16 protein-coding genes, 1 tRNA gene and 1 pseudogene are annotated in these 17,746 nt (G+C 45.8%); 12 read left to right on the top strand and 6 right to left on the bottom strand.

The window, feature by feature from the left end; genetic code table 11:
• A pseudogene (locus tag QUB39_RS24995) lies at positions 1 to 128 on the bottom strand (photosystem II D2 protein (photosystem q(a) protein)); the annotation flags it as partial.
• A 124-nt stretch (positions 129 to 252) separates the two neighbouring features.
• On the opposite strand from QUB39_RS24995, the gene QUB39_RS24990 reads away from it, so the two are divergent.
• From QUB39_RS24990 to QUB39_RS24955, 8 genes are all read left to right on the top strand, one after another.
• Positions 253 to 438 (top strand): hypothetical protein, encoded by a 186-nt coding sequence (locus QUB39_RS24990; protein ID WP_333211577.1) that lies wholly within the window; start codon positions 253 to 255, stop codon positions 436 to 438.
• Between the two features lie 4 nt (positions 439 to 442).
• A complete protein-coding gene (locus tag QUB39_RS24985) occupies positions 443 to 1,009 on the top strand; it encodes a photosystem I assembly protein Ycf4 (RefSeq protein ID WP_333057558.1) in 567 nt (188 codons plus the stop codon).
• A gap of 315 nt (positions 1,010 to 1,324) precedes the next feature.
• On the top strand, positions 1,325 to 2,119 hold the full coding sequence (locus QUB39_RS24980; protein ID WP_333211575.1) for a peptidylprolyl isomerase: 795 nt from the start codon (positions 1,325 to 1,327) through the stop codon (positions 2,117 to 2,119).
• Positions 2,120 to 2,331: 212 nt separating this feature from the next.
• Positions 2,332 to 3,603 carry a beta-ketoacyl-ACP synthase gene (locus tag QUB39_RS24975; RefSeq protein ID WP_333211573.1) on the top strand — a complete coding sequence of 424 codons (1,272 nt, stop codon included), beginning with the start codon at positions 2,332 to 2,334 and terminating at the stop codon, positions 3,601 to 3,603.
• 565 nt (positions 3,604 to 4,168) lie between these two features.
• On the top strand, positions 4,169 to 5,278 hold the full coding sequence (locus tag QUB39_RS24970) for an ATP-binding protein (protein ID WP_333057564.1): 1,110 nt from the start codon (positions 4,169 to 4,171) through the stop codon (positions 5,276 to 5,278).
• A 182-nt stretch (positions 5,279 to 5,460) separates the two neighbouring features.
• Entirely contained in the window at positions 5,461 to 7,338 is a 1,878-nt protein-coding gene (mutL, locus tag QUB39_RS24965; RefSeq protein ID WP_333057566.1) for a DNA mismatch repair endonuclease MutL, read from the top strand.
• A 168-nt stretch (positions 7,339 to 7,506) separates the two neighbouring features.
• Positions 7,507 to 8,331 (top strand): transglutaminase family protein, encoded by an 825-nt coding sequence (locus QUB39_RS24960; RefSeq protein WP_333211570.1) that lies wholly within the window; start codon positions 7,507 to 7,509, stop codon positions 8,329 to 8,331.
• 443 nt (positions 8,332 to 8,774) lie between these two features.
• A complete protein-coding gene (locus tag QUB39_RS24955; protein WP_333057570.1) occupies positions 8,775 to 9,461 on the top strand; it encodes an alpha/beta hydrolase in 687 nt (228 codons plus the stop codon).
• Positions 9,462 to 9,621: 160 nt separating this feature from the next.
• On the opposite strand, the gene QUB39_RS24950 is transcribed toward QUB39_RS24955, so the two are convergent.
• Positions 9,622 to 10,086 (bottom strand): SRPBCC family protein, encoded by a 465-nt coding sequence (locus QUB39_RS24950; RefSeq protein WP_333057572.1) that lies wholly within the window; start codon positions 10,084 to 10,086, stop codon positions 9,622 to 9,624.
• A 147-nt stretch (positions 10,087 to 10,233) separates the two neighbouring features.
• Here QUB39_RS24950 and QUB39_RS24945 point away from each other — a divergent pair, with 147 nt between their 5' ends.
• Both QUB39_RS24945 and QUB39_RS24940 read left to right on the top strand, forming a co-directional pair.
• A complete protein-coding gene (locus QUB39_RS24945; RefSeq protein WP_333057573.1) occupies positions 10,234 to 11,565 on the top strand; it encodes a transposase in 1,332 nt (443 codons plus the stop codon).
• A 101-nt stretch (positions 11,566 to 11,666) separates the two neighbouring features.
• Complete coding sequence (locus QUB39_RS24940; RefSeq protein ID WP_333211568.1) at positions 11,667 to 13,343, top strand: mechanosensitive ion channel; 1,677 nt, start codon at positions 11,667 to 11,669, stop codon at positions 13,341 to 13,343.
• Between the two features lie 231 nt (positions 13,344 to 13,574).
• On the opposite strand, the gene QUB39_RS24935 is transcribed toward QUB39_RS24940, so the two are convergent.
• The 4 genes from QUB39_RS24935 to QUB39_RS24920 form a co-directional block, all read right to left on the bottom strand.
• Positions 13,575 to 13,648, bottom strand: a tRNA-Pro gene (locus QUB39_RS24935).
• A gap of 37 nt (positions 13,649 to 13,685) precedes the next feature.
• Positions 13,686 to 14,054: a DUF1818 family protein gene (locus QUB39_RS24930; RefSeq protein ID WP_333057576.1), complete on the bottom strand. Its 369-nt coding sequence runs from the start codon at positions 14,052 to 14,054 to the stop codon at positions 13,686 to 13,688.
• Between the two features lie 145 nt (positions 14,055 to 14,199).
• Positions 14,200 to 14,844: a hypothetical protein gene (locus tag QUB39_RS24925; RefSeq protein WP_333211567.1), complete on the bottom strand. Its 645-nt coding sequence runs from the start codon at positions 14,842 to 14,844 to the stop codon at positions 14,200 to 14,202.
• Positions 14,845 to 15,096: 252 nt separating this feature from the next.
• Complete coding sequence (locus tag QUB39_RS24920; RefSeq protein WP_015175138.1) at positions 15,097 to 15,327, bottom strand: DNA-directed RNA polymerase subunit omega; 231 nt, start codon at positions 15,325 to 15,327, stop codon at positions 15,097 to 15,099.
• 80 nt (positions 15,328 to 15,407) lie between these two features.
• Between QUB39_RS24920 and QUB39_RS24915 the strand changes: the two genes are divergently transcribed.
• Both QUB39_RS24915 and QUB39_RS24910 read left to right on the top strand, forming a co-directional pair.
• A complete protein-coding gene (locus QUB39_RS24915) occupies positions 15,408 to 16,100 on the top strand; it encodes a GDSL-type esterase/lipase family protein (RefSeq protein WP_333057579.1) in 693 nt (230 codons plus the stop codon).
• A 375-nt stretch (positions 16,101 to 16,475) separates the two neighbouring features.
• Complete coding sequence (locus QUB39_RS24910) at positions 16,476 to 17,729, top strand: S-layer homology domain-containing protein (RefSeq protein WP_333057581.1); 1,254 nt, start codon at positions 16,476 to 16,478, stop codon at positions 17,727 to 17,729.
• Positions 17,730 to 17,746 lie beyond the last annotated feature (17 nt).

Below are 17,746 nucleotides of genomic sequence, written 5' to 3'. Positions count from 1 at the left end.
AGGTAGGCGCAGGGGAATAGCAGGATGCCAGACCAGCCTACGAAGACGAAGCGATCGCGTTTGAGCCAGTCGTCGAGGACATCAAATATGCCTCTTTCGTTCTGGGCGCGTCCGACTGCGATTGTCATTGGGGTAAAATCCTTTTGCTTGTTAAAAGACCAAGGTTTCTAATTAAAGTTAACATAACTATATATTAGAAGTTCATAATTTTTCAACTAGAACAGCAGAGTTCCCCCACTAGAGGCGTACTCGATGAAAGGGTGGTTGAGAGGAAGGCCATCTTGGTTGACGATGCTCAGCAACTATCGAACTGACCCTTCGTCGCCCAGGGGCGAGGTGGCGGTGGTTGAGGACAATCCCGATCGATCGCGATCTCGTAGCCGAAGGGTGACGCTCGGTGGGCTAATTGAATTAAGATTTGGCTTTAAGGCTGTTTAATTTTATGACTGCAAAAACAATGACCTCGATCGATCCTGTCCTGCGCTACCCGGTTTTGGGCTCCCGCCGCTTCAGCAATTACTGGTGGGCGACGGTGGTCAGCATTGGAGGGACTGGTTTCCTGCTGTCGGGCATTTCCAGCTACTTGCACGTTAACCTGCTGCCTTTTGCTGACCCGACTCAGCTCATTTTCATCCCCCAAGGCATTGCGATGGGTTTCTACGGTGTCTGTGGCGTGCTGTTGGCGCTCTACCTGTGGCTGACTATTCTCTGGGATGTCGGTGGCGGTTACAACGAGTTCGATCGCCAAACTGGTAACATTCGGATCTTTCGCTGGGGTTTTCCCGGCAAAAACCGCAAAGTTGATTTTAATTGCAAGACATCGGAGGTGCAATCTGTGCGGGTAGACATTAAAGAAGGTCTCAATCCCCGCCGCAGTATTTATCTTAAGCTCAAAGACCGCCGTCAGTTTCCCCTGACTAGAGTCGGACAGCCGATTGCTTTGTCTGAAGTGGAAAATCAAGCGGCCGAATTGGCTCGATTTTTGCAAGTTCCCCTAGAAGGACTTTAGGGATTTGCGATTGGCGATTTGATATCTGAGATTGGTAATGTCTCGTAGGGTGCGCCGGGCCGCGCACCTTACCTACCTGGTAAGTGAAAAAGATTTATCTGCGAGTAAGCCTGTTACCAGTTTTTGAATCTATCAATTAACAATACTTCCGACAGTTTTTGATAGCCAACCGTAGAATAAGGCTTTCAAGGCTCCAAGGCAAGTTCGCTACCAAAGGAAAATCGCGGGTTTCAGACTGCGAACTAAAAACACTCCGGACTATTGAATTAAAATCTTTAGTTGCAAAGTCCGTAATTGACTCAAAGTGAAATACAAATGCAAATGCAAATCAAAATTCAGCGGTGGTTGTTCTCACTTTTAATAATTGGCGCGTTGTTTGTCGGAGGATGCGGTAGTTCCCCTGTGGCAAACTCGACTCCGACATCGAATCCGGTGTCGGGTGAAAATATTTCTTTGTCTCCGTCTCCGTCTCCTTCTCCTGCTGCTGCTGTAGCGGCGAGTTCGCAATTTAGCAATTTGCCACGCTTGGACGGAAAAGCAACGGTGGTGATGACGGTTAAAGGTGCTCCTATTACGATCGAACTCGACGGCACAAATGCGCCAATTACTGCGGGCAATTTTGTCGATTTGGTTCAGAAAGGTGTCTACGACGGGCTGGTTTTTCACCGAGTCGTGCGGGAACCTCAGCCTTTTGTAGTTCAGGGTGGCGATCCCCAGGGTAAAGACCCTAAATTCCCTACGGCGCGGCTGGGAACTGGCGGTTTTATTGACCCGAAAACTACTGTAGAACGCAGGATTCCTCTGGAAATTAAAGCTCAAGGTGCTGCCAATCCGACTTACAGCGCGACGCTACAAGAAGCTGGGGTTAAGGAGAAACCCGTGTTGATGCACAGTCGCGGGGCTGTGGCTATGGCTCGATCGCAGAGTCCTGATTCGGCTTCTTCTCAGTTTTACTTTACTTTGACGGATGTACCGTTTTTGGACGGTAGCTATGCAGTTTTTGGGTACGTGAAGCAAGGGATGGATGTTGTTGATAAGATTGAAGCGGGCGATCGCATTGATAAGGCTACTGTTACTCAGGGTTTGGAAAATTTTAAGCCTGTTAGCTGAAGTTAGTCATTAGTGATTAGTCATTAGTGATTAGTCATTAGTCATATCAAATCCGGTAGCATCGGAATTAATCTTACCCACAGTCAGGACACGGCACTGCCGTGTCCCTACAATTAATCTGGCGCGCAAGAAACGGCTCTGCCGTGTCCTCTATAGCATTCCGGTGTTACCGGAATAGATATCATTAGTCATCAGTCATTAGTCATTAGTGAATGGATGTTGTTGTTACTGGAATTGGTCTAGTTTCGAGTTTAGGCAGTCTGGAAACTAGCTGGATAAGACTGCTGTCTGGAGAGTCGGGAATTCGGGAACATCAACCTTTTCTGAAAATTGAGCCGCAACCTTTGGCTTTAATTCGCACAAAACCTGCGGATTTAATAACTTTAATTCGGCAGGTTTTAGCAGATGCTTTGCAAGATGCTAATTTGACTTTGCCTTTGCCAGATTGCGGGATTGCGATCGGTTCTAGCCGAGGTTTCCAGGCAAATTTGGAACTGTTGGCTAGCGAAGGAAGTTCGGCAACGGATTGTGTAACGGATGTAACGGATGGAAGAAAGACGGAAGTTGAAAGAAGTCTGAGGGAATTCGGAAGAGGGAAGTCGCAAGAAGCAAAGGAATTCCCAATTATCGATTCCCAATTCCCAATCCCCAATTCCCAATTACCGATTACTAATTGTCAATTTGTGAATTTTTTGCCTCACATGGGGGCGATCGCAGCGGCGAGGGCAATTGGCTCGACGGGGCCGGTGCTGGCGCCGATGGCGGCTTGTGCTACGGGTATTTGGTCGATCGCCCGTGCTGTTGATTTAATCCGCACTGGTGAGTGTCAGCGGGCGATCGCAGGTGCTGTGGAAGCGCCTATCACACCGCTGACTCTGGCTGGATTTAGCCGGATGGGTGCTTTGGCAAACAATGGGTGCTATCCCTTTGATGAAAATCGGGAAGGCTTTGTGCTCGGTGAAGGCGGGGCTTTATTTGTATTAGAATCGGCCGAGTTGGCAAGGCGTCGTGGTGCTAAAATTTACGGTCGAGTTTCTGGTTTTGGCTTGACAAATGATGCTTGCCATGCTAATGCGCCGGAGCTGGGGGGGAAAAGTGCGATCGCGGCGGTAAATCAATGTTTGAAACGCAGTAATTTAGCTGCGATTGATATAGATTTTATTCATGCTCACGGTACTGCAACTGAGTTAAATGACCGACACGAAGCACTGTTAATTGAGAAGTTATTTCACCCAGGAGTTGCTGTTAGTTCGACTAAGGGGGCGACGGGTCATACTTTGGGAGCTTCGGGAGCTTTGGGCGTGGCTTTTTGTTTGATGAGTATTAAATATCAGATGTTGCCGCCTTGCGTGGGAATGAAAAAACCGGGGTTTGAATTAGATTTTGTTCGCTGTGCGCGATCGGCTATTGTCAGAAATGCGGTTTGTTTAAGTTTTGGCTTTGGCGGGCAGAATGCTGCGATCGTTTTATCGGGCGATCGTTAATTTTTGTAAACTTGGTCGATCGGCATTTAAATTACACGATCTCTCTACAGTTAAAATCTTCTGAGGTGGCCGGAGAACCCCCCCACATCGAATTTAAATCTCAAAAATAGTACAATTTATGTATTTTAGTCAATTAACTGAGAATTTTGGTGAGATTGCTGGTGCTGCTATGCTAGTCTGGCTCTCCATCCCGACGCTAATCCTTGCGTCAAAGCCTCGGAGGCTAGAAAAGAGAGCCAGATTAAAGCAGTATTGTATTTTAGTGAACAAACCTGACGGTCAACTGAGTACAGTTAGACCGCAGGCTTCTTTTTCCTTTTTTTCAAAGGCTTTTTATAGTGAGGTAGTTCCACCCCCACTTGCTAATATAGTATCAGAGTATTTCCCGATCATCAATGGGTATAAAAGAAATAATTGTCGGTTTCCGTACCTACACCCGACGCTTCTTTCCATCACGCGGGCGTAATTTATTCGGGGTACTTCGCGCAGCGCTCAAATTAATCCCCTCTAAATATACCGAGGGACTTCCCGGCTGGTAGTTAAATTAAGTCTCAGGTATTTTCACATGGATCTGGCCTCTCATCGATTTATGTCTTATTTTGAACCAGAGCAAGCTGCTCACCTTTGCCAAATAGCTGTTTTGGAGAGTTTTGCTGAGGAAACGCTGGTTTTTGAAGAAGGAGAAACAGCGGATTTTTTATATCTAGTTTTAGAAGGTAAAGTCGAGTTTAGCAAGCGGATTGAAAATCATAAATATCAAACTGTTGCTGTCGCTAACCCAGACGATTATTTTGGCGAACTCGGAGTTTTAGACGGAGAGCCTCGCAGTGCTAGAGCTGTTGCAGTTGCAGGATCGACTTTGGCCAAAATAGCCCGTGAAGAACTAATAACAACTCTCCAGTTTGCTAAAGGCAGTTCGGTGATGCAAATGTTTAGTTTCATTACTAAAAATTTACGGGATACCACGGATCAATATGTTAGCCAATTGGTACACAAACAAAAAATGGTATTGGTTGGAGAAATGGTGAGTACAATTATTCACGATTTCAAAAGTCCTTTTACCGGAATAAAACTCTCTAGTGAAATGCTCAAAGAAATGCACCCGGATGAGGAAACTCAGGAGTGGTGTGAACTTATTCAATTGCAGGTTCATCGAATGTTGGGGATGGCTGAAGAAGTATTAGAATTTTCGCGCGGCAATTCTGTATTAAATAAAAAACCAGTTAATCTAATTCAGACGTTGCAGCAGTTTCAAAAGTTGAACAGAGTTTATTTTGAAGCAGCAAAAGTAGATTTGGTAGTACGGGTGACAGAAGTGATAGTGGAAGCGGACGAGAATAAGATTTTGCGCGTTTTACAAAATTTAGTTGGGAATGCTGTTGAGGCTTTTGGCGGAAGAGGGGGGCGGGTGGAGATTGCGGTGACACAAACTGAGGAGTGGGCAGAAATTAGCATTTACGATAACGGCCCCGGCATTCCGCCGACAATTAAGGACAAGTTATTTGAACCGTTTGTGACTTATGGTAAACGGACTGGTACTGGGTTGGGAACGGCAATTGTTAAGTCGATCGTTGAGGCTCACAAAGGGCAAATTACTTATGAGTCAGAGGACGAAAAAGGAACAACTTTTTACATTCGCTTGCCGAAAAATATGGTTTTAGCAGAGCAAAAATAAGTAGGTAGGAAGATATATACTTAGGAGTTTCTCACTAAGCGTCAGAGACTTGGTTGATGAGTAGATATCTTGGTATCCCACAAGATTTTTCTAATGAACCGGGTTGAAAAGCTTAAGTCCTAATACTGTATAGCGACTTGCAGGATCTAGTAGAATTGAATTAACGAAATGCTAAAAATCTGATGCCAGTTACTATTCAAACCTTACCCACAGAAGTTATCAATTTAATTGCCGCCGGCGAAGTGATTGACTCGATCGCCTCCGCGGTACGAGAATTAGTTGAAAATTCTCTGGATGCTGGCGCAACTCGCATCGTTGTTTCTGTCTGGCCCGAACAGTGGCGGGTGCAAGTTGCAGATAATGGTACGGGAATGGATCTGGAAAATTTGCAGCAGGCGGCTTCGCCTCACAGTACGAGCAAAATTACCACGGAAGCTGACCTTTACAAAATTGCTACTTTGGGATTTCGTGGGGAAGCTTTGCACAGTTTAGCTCAGTTGGGCTGTTTGGAGGTTTTGAGCCGATCGAATGATTTGGGATTGGGGGATTTTTCGGAAAATCAAGATTCGGCGCCAACCCCCGCCAAATCTTCCTTTAACAAGGGGGGAATGGAAAATGCTCGATCGGGCTGGCGGGTGGTTTACAATAACGCAGGCGTTGCTGTAGAGGTGGAAACAGCGGCGATCGCTCCTGGTACGGTGGTGACTGTTGATAATTTGTTTGGCAATTGGCCTGTGCGCCGCAGTTTTTTGTCGCCGGCACAGCAAATGCGATCGATCCAATTAACTCTTCAGCAAATTGCTATTTGTCACCCGCACGTTAATTGGCAGTTGCGTCAAGGAAATACGCCTTGTTTGCACGTAACTCCTGGTAGCACAGCGGAACAACTTTTACCTCAATTCGTGCGCGGTGTGCGATCGAGCGATTTGCAGTATTTAAAGTTAGATTTGCCTGCGAGTCCTCAAAATCAGAAAGCAGCAAATTTCTTGCTAGAAACTCAACTTGTGGGCGCTACAGTTAAACCTAATTACCAATTCCCAGTTGCTACTTCTCAATTCCAAATGCCTAATTCCCAGTGTTTGGAGTTAGTAATTGGTTTGCCCGATCGCTGTCACCGCAGGCGGCCGGATTGGGTGAAAGTTGGGGTGAACCGGCGAGTTGTGCGATCGCCCGAATTAGAGCAAACTATTCTCAGCGCCTTTGCCCGCACTTGTCCGCGCGATCGCTATCCCGTGTGTTTTGTCCACCTGCAAATCTCCCCTTCGGAAATCGACTGGAACCGCCACCCGGCTAAGGTTGAAATTTATCTGCACGATCCGAGTTTTTGGCAAGCGCAAGTTAGCGCGGCAATTACTCGTGCTTTGCACCTGAATGATGATGTTTTGCCGCCTGTCCCTATTCCCGATCGAGTGGGACAATTGCTGAAGGCGTCGGAACAAAAAAGTGCTTACAGTGTCGGGATTTCGGCTAGGGAGAATGATGACGGCGGCGAACAGGAAAAAGCTAATAAAATAGGATTGATGGAATTGAGGGCGATCGCTCAAGTTCACAATACTTACATTGTTGCCGAACATTCCAGCGGAATGTGGTTGGTGGAACAACACATCGCTCACGAGCGCGTTTTGTACGAGCAATTGTGCGCGGCTTGGCAGCTAAAATGTCTCGAAAAACCAGTGATTCTCAGTCAATTATCTGCACTGCAAATTGAGAATTTATCTCGCTTGGGTTTGGAAGTAGAAAGTTTTGGGGAACAGCTATGGGCTGCCCGCGAAGTTCCTGAATTGTTAGCCGATCGAGATGACTGTGCGGATGCGCTTTTTGAACTCAGTAAAGTCGCAGATTTACAAGCGGCTCAAGTTGCGACTGCTTGCCGTAGTGCTATGCGAAACGGTACTCCTTTGAGTCTTTCCCAAATGCAAAATTTGTTGGATGAATGGCAGCAAACTCGCAATCCGCGCACTTGTCCTCACGGCCGCCCTATCTATTTTGCTTTGGAAGAATCGACTCTGGCTCGGATTTTTCGCCGCAGTTGGGTGATTGGTAAAAGTCACGGGATTTGAAGGTTAAAAGTTAAGCTGTAAGGTGCGCGTTACATACAAGACTGTTTTTTTTGAACCGCAGAGGGCGCAGAGAACGCAGAGAGGAAGAGAAGAGAGATGTTTTTAATATTTTTTTGGGCAACTGGATATTCGTATAAAATGTCAATTAAAATCAAATAAATCATAAATATGGATTTTCCGATCGCCCGACAACTATTTTATCGAGAAATAAATCAGCCTGATGGCTCGATCGACCTGGCGAAAGCTGCTCTTTATATGGCTTTGGAAGAATACCCAAATTTAGAGCCAGAGGAGTATCTCAACGCTCTTGACACGATCGCAGATGAAGTGCGCGATCGCCTGCCGACACAGAATTATCCGCTGCGGATTATTCAAACTATTAACGCCTATTTATACGGGGAGTTGCTGTTTGCGGGCAATGATGTTGATTATTACGACCCGCGCAATAGCTTTTTGAATGAAGTTCTCGATCGGCGTACTGGCATTCCAATCTCTTTATCTTTGGTTTATTTGGAGGTTGCTAAGCGGATTGATTTTCCGATGGTGGGAATTGGGATGCCAGGACATTTTTTAATTAGACCGGATTTTGAAGATGCTGGTATTTTTGTTGATGCGTTTAACGGCGGCGAAATCTTATTTCCTGAAGATTGTCAAGCCCGACTTTCTCAAATTTATGGGCAACCTATGGAGTTGCAGACGACTTTTCTCGCCCCGGTAAGTCGCCGACATTTGTTGGGACGAATGCTGGGAAATCTGAAGGCTATTTACTTGCAACAGGGAGATGCTGTGAGGGTACTCTTGGCGATTGAACGGATTTTGCTGCTGTTTCCCGATGCGCTGGGGGAACGGCGCGATCGCGGAATTCTCTATTATCAACTGGGACGCTTGGTAGAAGCGCGCCACGATCTGGAATTATACCTGAGAAATGCTCCGAATGCTCCTGATGCTGCTAGAATTCGCCAATTGGTCGATCGGCTCGATCGGGATCTTTGAAGTTAGGAATGAGAATTAAATAACTTCCACTCTTGAAAGTGGGATGGGCTCTTATAGCCCGTCCACTCATGACGGGCTATAAGAGCCCATCCCACAATAACAATTAAAATTGTAAGTTATTTAATTCGCTATCCTTAAATTCGCTATATGTCGCACAGCACACTATAAGACATAAAAGTGACACTCAATAAACTGCTGCCTGACGACCAAATTTCGCTTTTATCATTTTTGCCATGGGATCTAAAATTTGGCAAAAAATTAACTATAACATATTAATTGTCAATTAAAACCTATCTTTTGATAGGTTGAATTTCCTTGACTTGACTGTAATATCATAGGTCATTTACGCAAATCCCGATTCGACTTTCCCGACTGATATCCGCACAGATATCCGCACAGAAGAGCGATCTAAAAAGTATTTTGACCTAAAGAGGCACAAACTCATGAACTTTCAGTTTCAACAAGGTTATCTCAACGGAATGCAATCGCTGTCAGTCCATTTAACCAAAAGAATGTCAAAGTCTTTATCATTAGGTTTGGCGCTTTTGCTGGGAACAAGTGCAGTATTCCTAAGCAGCGGCAAAGCCTTTGCATTAGATAATGTTACCGTAAAATACGGTGCTGTTGACGTAACACTACCGATGAGCGATTTGCAAAGCTTTGTACAAACTGGCAAGGCTTCCTCTCAACTGCAAAGCGTTCTGAGTCTGGCGAAACAAACTCCCGAGTCGGTGCGCGAAATATTAACGCGAGAAGTGCCTTTAGATTCCCAATTAGTAGCGCGGCTAGCAAGCACTTATTTTGGGGAAATAGTTTTCAAACAATTGGGGGAGGTTGCTTATGCGCCGACTGCTCGGCTTCAAAGCGTGCCCGCACTGCGCGATGCTTTAGTCGCAGCTTCCAAAGATGGCAAAATATCGCTGATTGAAGTAATGCAAAATTACAGCCCTGCGGCTTTAGAAGTTGACGGCAATCAAGCGATGGCTATCTACGAACGAGTGATTAAAGATGTGCAAGATTTGCAAGCTTTGTATCAAAATTCCCCGGCTTTGCAAAATACGGCTAACCAAGCCGTGAATTCGGCGAGAGAAATGATTTGTCAGCCCAATCCAGCGGGAAGTGCGAAGTAAATAACTGAAGTTGGAGGGAAGGGGGAGTCGGGAATTGGAAATTGGGAATGGGTGCTTTTTTTCGTATTAGCTGTAGCTTTCAGCTATTAGCAATTACTCATCATCCATTCCCAATTCTTCGGCTACGCGAGGGTAAAAGTTCCCAATTACCCATTATTCATTACCCCTTACCCATTCTTTGAGATAGTTGCTCGGCTACCCGCTTTAGTCGGCGGAGTTGGTCTTTCATATCTTTTTCTGTCCAAGGGGCTGCAAAACGATTGAAACCAAATCTAATTAAACGATTGGGAATTTGAAATTCAAAGCGGTTAATCAAGAGAGTACCTTGGATTTGCGGCTGGCATTCCCAACGATCGCATCCTTTGAAAAATCCGTCAAACCCCCAAACAATTAAACCTGGTTGTCGCTCCAACACAACACTTTCTAAAGAGGGTTGCAAAACAGGAATTTTTATGATAAATAAGCTGCGACTTCCTACGGCAGTATCCCATTCGCCCTGGGGATCGCAGCGTAGCAGGGGATTGAGCCACTTGTGCATTAAAGTGCGATCGACTATACATTGCTCCACCAAGGTAGCAGCAGCGCGAATTTCAATGGATTGCTCGAAAACTTGACGAATTGACATGAGAACCTGCAACAAGGAGGGTATTACAAAACTTTGCTTACTTGATAGTCCTTTATTTACTTGTAACGTCAATTTTTCCAGAAATTAAAAGATTGACACACTCATAAATACAGTGTATCATCTTGAATTAAAGTATATATACCGATTATGGAGTTAGTCGAAAGGCACATCATTAAACCAAATCATAGGTTTTATCGAGAAGCCGATAGACTGTCTTGGCTGTGCAAAAATTTTTACAATAACGCTAATTACATCTACCGTCAAAAGTTTTTCGCTAGCCAAGAAAGAAACGCTCTGGCTGTCGATCGCGCGCTCAAAACAAGTCCTGATTACAAAGCACTGCCCGCAAAAGTAGCACAAAGCACGATCGGCTTAGCGATCAAATTAGTGATAAAAGCATGGACTAGCTATTATATGGCGGTGCGAAACGATCGGGAAGACCAAACTAAGTTTAAAACCGCACCGAAAATCCCTCATGACAAAGGTTCAAGAGAGCTAAAAAGAGAGGACGGGCACTATGTAGTTGTATTTAATTGTCAAGCTGTCAGCAAAAGAGCCTTAAAAAAAGGATACGATCGTCCCTCTGGGACTAATATTTGGTTGCCCTCAAAAGTGACATCGATTCTGGAAATCCGGATTGTTCCCAAAGTAGGTTGTTATGTTGTCGAGGTGCTATATGAAAAGTTAGAACAGCCTTTACAAGTTAATCGGAGAGTCGCGGCCATAGATTTAGGATTAAACAATATGGCAACATTAACCTACAATGTTCGTGGGTTAGTACCGACAATCTACGAGGGACGGGGTGTTAAGTCCAGAAACCAATACTGCAATCAAGTTTCATCGGCATTGAAATTATTGCTGCCCGTAGCGCAAAAAAACAGTAAAAAACTAGCCCGATTGTGGCACAATCGTAACTGTAAAGTCGATTACTACCTCCATACGACGAGTTCCGCAATTATTAAAGAACTCGTTAATCATCAAATTGGCTTGCTGGCTATAGGCCAATACGCTTGGCTTAAGGAAAATTGTAGCGAAAATGTTGGGTTTCGTTCCTCAACCCAACCTACGCACTACGCACGATCTGTTTTTTTAGAACTAACTGAACCGTATTGGGCTATAGGCTGGAACGAGGATTTTAAAGATGGGATTAATACTGGTAAAGTTGACAATCTAAATTTTTCCCGTATTCCCCATCGCCGATTTGTGCAAATGTTGCAGTACAAAGGACAACTTGCGGGAATTCAAGTTGGGTTAGTTGAGGAGAGTTACACATCCAAATGTTCAGCTTGGGATTTGGAACCAATTCACCAACATTCCGACTACATTGGCAGTAGGGTAAAAAGAGGATTGTTCAGAACCCAAACTGGACGATTCATAAATGCCGATGTCAAGGGTTCTTTGAATATTGGCCCCAAAGCAGTCGGAGATGGGTTGATCCCAAATTCGCTAGAGGGTTTTGTAGTTAACCCAGTACATTAAAAGTGTACAAACATTAAATTTAGGCGATGTCTAGATTTTTTGGAACTATTATTAAAGTTTCGTCTTCTCCTTGTCAAATGTGACGTTAACCTGAGAAAAAAATGAATGAAACTTGGCAAGAAACAACTCAACCCATATCGGGCCCCATAGCGGCTTTGTCCGATCGCCTTTTGGCCCAGGCCCAGCCCGCAAATCCCCTGACAGATGCGGAACGCGGAATTAACAATTTCCTTCAGGGCTCAAACATTGAAAATCTCCTCTGGGCCGTCGGTATCCTGCTCATTGGCTTGATAGTATCAGCCCTCGTCTCATCTTTAGTGGGGGGATTGCTCAAGAAAACTACGCTCGACAACCGGCTGGCTACTTGGATTACCGGCCGCCCGGAAGGATCTGGAGCCCCGCAAGTGGAAAAATGGATTTCCGCAGCGGTTTTCTGGATCATTTTTGTCTTTTTCCTAATTGCCTTTTTCAACCGGCTGAATCTCACGGCTGTCTCGCAACCGCTCAATACTTTTCTCAATCAAATTACCGGTTTCTTGCCGAAGTTAGCCGGCGCGCTAATTTGGTTGGGGATTGCTTGGGTGTTGGCGACAGTCGCCAAAATGGCAGTATCGCGGGCAATGCGCGCTTTTAACGTGGACGAGCGCTTGAATCAAGAGGTGGGCGCAGCGCCCACTGAGCGCCCTTTGCTGCTGAGCGATACTGTGGCGAATGCGCTGTACTGGTTCATTTTTCTGCTGTTTTTGCCACTGATTCTCGACTCACTGGAAATGCAGCAGGCTCTGCTGCCGGTTAATAATTTACTCAACCAAATTCTGGCGGCAATTCCGAAAATTCTGGAAGCTGTGCTGATTGGGTTTGTGGGCTGGCTGCTGGCTATGGTGGTGCGGCGGATTGTCACGAATCTGTTGGCGGCTGCTGGGGCAGACGGTTTGGGTGCTCGGTTTGGAATTTCGCGGACTTCGGGCGGACAATCGCTGTCGTGGATTGTCGGTACGATCGTCTATGTTTTGATTTTGATTCCAACCGCGATCGCAGCTCTGAACGCTTTGGACATTCAAGCGATTTCGCAGCCTGCTGTCGCGATGCTCAACGACATTTTGGGCGCGGTTCCCAAAATATTCACGGCGGCGCTGATTCTGGCGCTTGCTTACATTTTGGGCCGCTGGGTAGGCGATTTGGTTACTAATATCCTGACCGGAATTGGCTTTAACAATGTCTTTTCTTGGTTGGGAGTGCAGGCACCGAAACAGTCGCTGAGGCTACCGCCAAGTTCGATCGATCCCGACGCAACGATTCTTCAGGAACCGGAAATTCCGGCCCGCACGCCTTCTGAGTTGGTCGGCATTGTGGTGCAGGTGGGCATCCTGCTGTTTGCAGTGGTGGCTGCTACCGACGTGCTGCAAATTCCAGCGCTGACGGCTATTGTTAGCGGTATTGTCCTGGTTGCAGGTAGGGTGCTAGCCGGTTTGGTGGTATTTGCGATCGGCTTGTATTTGGCGAATCTGGCGTTTAGTTTGATTGCCAGTTCTGGAACTCGCCAAGCGCGGCTTTTGGGCCAAGCGGCTCGGGTTGCGATTATTGCCTTTGTTTCAGCCTTGGCGCTGCAACAGATGGGCATTGGCAGCGATATTGTGAATTTGGCTTTCGGGCTCCTGCTTGGGGCGATCGCAGTTGGCATTGCTCTAGCTTTTGGTTTGGGCGGGCGCGAGATTGCGGCCGACCAAATTCGCGAATTGTTAGCGTCGTTTAAACAAGATAAGACGCCACGTTTGTAATACTATAAAATGGCGTTTGTCAAGTACAAACGCCATTTTTTTATGATTAATTTCATTGTGAGGGTCGCGAAGCAATCGCAAAGCCTTTGAATTTGAGGATACAGCTATAGACTGTTCGGAAGCAGAGATTGATTCTTGTTTCTGGGCCCATGCCCCTAATTGAGAATGTTAAGAGCTGCATCGCCGGCCCTAAAACAACAAAACCTTCTCATAGAGAAGGTTTTATCACAATCGGAGCGGCGGGATTTGAACCCACGACCCCTACTACCCCAAAGTAGTGCGCTACCAAGCTGCGCTACGCCCCGACAGCTTTAACAGCTTAGCATAGAATTCCCGAAAAAGTCAAAAAACTTTTAAAACTTTTGCGGCCTGCACCAAAGTCGGAACCGCAGCCGCCGGCCAAAAACCCTCGCACCTCCTGCCAGCATTCAGGATCAACTGCACGCTGTAAGCTTCGGGATAGCCTTCCACCTGCACCCACAGCAAGTCGCTTTCGGCTTCAATGGCTATTTTTTCCTCGTCCATTAACTCAGAGGCCATTTGACTCATGGTGCCGGCCAATTGCCCCAACAATCGGCAAAAATCGTTTAACTCAGCCTCTGTGAGTTCGATCGCCCAACCGTCGCCAGCCACCAAACCCTTAAACTCCTGGGCCTCCGGGTTCCATCCCAAACGCCACCCAACATCGGTTTTAATTACACGTTCCACCATTAAGGGATTTTAGATTTTAGATTTTGGATTTTAGATTAGTAGGCTTACCCATAAATACGAAACGAAAGAAACCGGGTTTTTTACCTGTGTTAAAAGCTTAAATGCAATATTTCCGTAAAAAACTCGGTTTCTGTATCCATAAGTATTACGGTGCCAGCAACTTCGCATCTCCCGGCTGGGGCTGCGGTATCTCCGGTGAATTCGATCGCCCTTGTGGTTTTTCCCCCGCAGGTGTGCGCCCACGCCCGGAATTCTCCGTAAAAACATCAACCAAAGCTTCAACCAAAGCATCCCGCTGTGCTCTATTTAACTTTTGAATAGCAGCGCGATCCTGTTCCATTGGATTTGAGCGCAAAAGGTCTTTTCCCGGATAAACACTTTCCACCAAATAATCTGGAGTCGCCCCCAAATAGTCAGCTAAACTCAACTTCCAATCAAAGCGGTAATTGGGCGGCCGTCCTTTGACAAATACGTGATATCGAATGAACCGCCCGACTAAAGTATTGGTAGGATCGACTTTTCCAGTTTCCTTAGAAATGTAGTTATTTTCGATCGGGAAATCCGGCAATTTTTCGTACACCAATTTCCACGCATCTTGCACCCTCACTTGCGGCGGCGCAGATTGTTGAGCCACCCGCTGCACTGATACAGACTCAGAACTCCGCAGCAGCGAAGGTTCCAAAGCCGACATACTCAGTTCCCCGGATTCCAATACCCAACTCAAAAGCGTGAAAATCGCTACACTCAAAGTAACCAAGAGAAAACTTAAGCCCTGCTTTAATCTATTCACGGTTTTGACAATAATTTCAAAAATAGAATAATTTCATAAACTTACCCCCAAGCAGATGTCCTAGTTTCTAATTTTAGGATTTACGATCCTCAACCCGGTTTATTAGAAACATCAGAGTTTTTTTAACAAGGGAACTAGGAATCAACCGGGTTTCTCCTCCCGCGCACCCAAGTCTAGTTTAAGAAAGTTTTGAGTGTGGAGTTTAAAAAAATTACTCGCAATTCACCACTCAAAACTCAAAACTCCCCAACTCTAGATGTCTCCGATAATTTCCGGCTGAGTCAGTTCATCCGACATCTCAAATATCGCCCGCATTACAGGTTTCATTTGATGGTCGTCCATATTGTCAAAATCTTCATATCGACGGCGTTTTGCGCGGTTCGCCACCTGCACCGTAATCCGATAGCGGTTGGATGCACCGTTAATCAACTCTTCCGCCCGACGGGTTAGCTGAGTTGAATCGAAAGTTGGACGCTTAACCATGAGACTCCCTACTTTATGTAATGTTACATTCTAGTCTAGTATGTCAAGATTCATAATTTATTAACTGAGTATCATTACTTATGCAGGTAGCAACAGCCTATTCCTTTGGTCACTTGCATCGGGGAAATTCTCATCCCCTCAAATTGGTTGCTTTCGGTGACAGCTTAATCTACGGTTTCGGCGACGGTGTAGGTGGAGGTTGGGTGGAAAGATTGCGGCGCCAGTGGATGTTACCGGAGAGTGCAGGACACGTTTTATACAATTTGGGCGTTCGGGGCGATCGGGCCTATCAAGTCTCCCAGCGGCTCGAAAACGAGTTTCGCCACCGTGGCGAGCTCAGAAACCGTTTCCCGGATGCGATTATTCTTTCGGTAGGCCTCAACGATTCGGCGAGAGTACAGTCGCCTACCGGGCGCAGCTACACTGATTTTGAACATTTTAAAACTGTTTTGGATCATTTGTTAAACCTGTCCCAACAACTTTGTCCGGTGATATTTGTCGGGATGGTGCCGGTGGATGAAAGTAAAATGCCTTTTCAAGATTGTTTGTATTACAATCATGCCGACCAATATCAGTATAAAGAAGCAACAAAATTAGCTTGTCAGTTGCGGGGAATTCCCTATTTAGATATTTTTGATAAATGGATAAATCGGGGCAGTGATTGGTGGCGATCGCGCTTGATTGCAGATGGGCTGCATCCCAATGCAGCGGGGTATCAATCTTTATTTGAAGATGTGACAAGTTGGGAACCGATCGCAAGTATTAGTCATTAGTTAGTTGTCAGTAGTCGGTAGTCATTAGATAGTAGTCATTAGTTATTAGTTATTAGTCATTAATCTAGTCGAGTGAGGGCGGGCGCTCTTGGCACCGCCCCTACATATAAAGGCTCTGCATCCAGAACTCTATAATTTCAAGGTAGATAAGGGAGATAAGCAACATAAGGATTTTAAGGAATTTAAGCATTTTAAAATTACCCAATCACCATAAAAATATTTATTTTAAAAGACCGTATCTTCCCCGCACCATAAGTAAAATTCTTCAATAATGATTACATAACCGAGGGAAAGAGCAAGTTGGGCAGAATCAATCAGCCTATCAAAAGCTTAGTTCTCCTCAATAAAAAACTTGTGTAAATTGGAGAATCAAAAATGTCTGTATTACATCGCATTAAATCTGGTACATCTGTTTTATTAACACTGGGAACAGTTGCCGGAACCGCAGCGCCGATGCTAACTCCCGCGCCTGCTTTTGCTCAGACAGCTTTTTCGGATGTTAATAATAACTACTGGGCAAAAGACTTTATCCAAGATTTGTCAGAAAGAGGAATTATCAAAGGATTTCCCGATCGCACTTTCCGCCCGGATGCACCGGTAACGCGGGCTGAATTTGCGGCAATGATCCGTTCGGTGAAAAAGGCAAAAACCCGCGATGCTGTGCGGTTTGCCGATGTTCCGTCTAATTTTTGGGCAAGCGGGGCGATCGCCGAAGCTTACGAAATGGGATGGATGTCTGGCTATCCCGGCAATGTTTTTAGGCCGACACAGCAGATTCCTCGCGTTCAAGTTGTAGTCGCTTTAAATAACGGCATGGGCTATGAGCCTAGGTGCGATTTTCAAGATGTTCTCAGCTACTATAATGATGCGGGTGAGATTCAAAGTTATGCTGTCAAAAGCGTTGCTGCGGCTACTGAAAAACAGTTAGTTGTCAGCTATCCCAATCCTAAATCTCTCAAACCTAACAAGTCAGCAACACGAGCTGAAGTAGCTGCTTTTATCTATCAAACATTAGTGAGTACCAATCAAGCAAGACCAATTAATTCTCCTTACATTGCTAAGATTGATGTTAGCGAGTCGGTTGCTGTGCAAATTCCCAGGGGGGTGACTATCCCAATCGAGTACACAAAAGGCAAGATTTTGCTCGCCCCTAATGACAAGTCTCCGATTACGCTGACTGTAGCTGCGGATATCACGGGAAGTAATGGCCAAGTGTTGATACCCGAAGGCTCGAAAATTAGCGGCGAATTGCGATCGACTGCATCGGGCGTTCAGTTTGTGGCTCAAGAATTAAGTATACTCAACGGGAGCAGAGTGCCTCTCAATGCCACTTCGCAAGTGATTACTAGGAAAGAAACTGTTACCAAGGGCGTTAATGTTGGTAATCTGGTTAAGAATACGGCGTTGGGTGCAGCAGCAGCGGCGGCGATTGCAGGTGTTACGGGCGATCGGGCGATCGCAACTGAAGAGGTGCTCGGCGGTGCGGGAATCGGGACTTTGATCGGGGTATTTTTGGGTCGAGATAAAGTCGATTTGTATGCTGTTAATCCCGACACCGATCTAGATTTGCTGTTGAATTCCGATTTGGTAGTTGGTACTGCCAGCACAGACATTTGTAGCGCTCGATAGAGCCGATAATGGGAAAT

This window comes from Microcoleus sp. AT8-B5 (assembly GCF_036705565.1).
Classification (GTDB): Bacteria; Cyanobacteriota; Cyanobacteriia; order Cyanobacteriales; family Microcoleaceae; genus Microcoleus.
This window is presented reverse-complemented; position numbering and strand designations above follow the sequence as displayed.